Origin of the sequence: Helicobacter apodemus (genome assembly GCF_000765745.2) — a bacterium.
GTDB lineage: Bacteria > Campylobacterota > Campylobacteria > Campylobacterales > Helicobacteraceae > Helicobacter_D > Helicobacter_D apodemus.
Genome location: NZ_JRPC02000098.1, coordinates 1 through 862, shown reverse-complemented (window position 1 = coordinate 862; position 862 = coordinate 1). Strand labels below are relative to the sequence as shown.

The window sequence follows — 862 nt, the reverse complement described above, 5'->3', positions numbered from 1 at the left end:
ATGCTTCTAATCTAGGCACCCTTGAAAACAAAGGAAACTTAGCAACCCTTACTAACACTGGAACCCTAAACTCTGCAAGTAACACTGGAACTATTGCAAGTCTTGATAACACTAAGAACATAGGAACCTTTAGCAATGCTAGTGGTGGAACTATCACAAATAAAGTTACTAATAAAGGAACTATCACAAGCTTTGATAATAAAGGAATCTTAAGTGGTGGATTTGTAAATGATAATAATGCAACCTTAACAAAGTTTAGTAATGCTTCTAATCTAGGCACCCTTACTAATAAAGGAACCCTAACAAATATTACTAACACTGGAACTATTGCAAGTCTTGATAACACGAAAAACTTAGGAACCTTTACGAACACTGGAGCCCTAACTACTCTTAGCAACACTGGAAGTGCTGGAAGCATTGCTAACCAAGGAATTATAACTAAGCAAGTTACCAACCAAGGAACCATTGCAAACTTTAGCAATGCTGGAACTTTAAGTAATGGATTTGTTAATAATTCCAATGCTACCCTTACTAACTTCACTAACTCTGGAAAGGCTGGAAGCATTGCTAATAAAGGAAACCTAACAAATATTACTAACACTGGAAGCATTGCTAATCTTACTAACACCAAAAACTTAGGAACCTTGAGTAATGATAACTCTGGAACTATAACAAGTCTTACTAACACTTCTAACATAGGAAGCTTGAGTAATAAAGGAACCTTAGCAAATGCTACTAACACTGGAAGCATTACAAGTCTTACTAACACTAAGAACATAGGAACCTTTAGCAATGCTAATGGTGGAACTATCACAAATCAAGTTACTAATAAAGGAACTATCACAAGCTTTGATAATAAAGG

General features: G+C 35.4%; 1 protein-coding gene. It reads left to right on the top strand.

Translation table 11 applies throughout. From position 1 onward, the window contains the following. Positions 1–862: beta strand repeat-containing protein (locus LS72_RS11120; RefSeq protein WP_202978626.1), on the top strand; the 862-nt coding region annotated here is incomplete at both ends.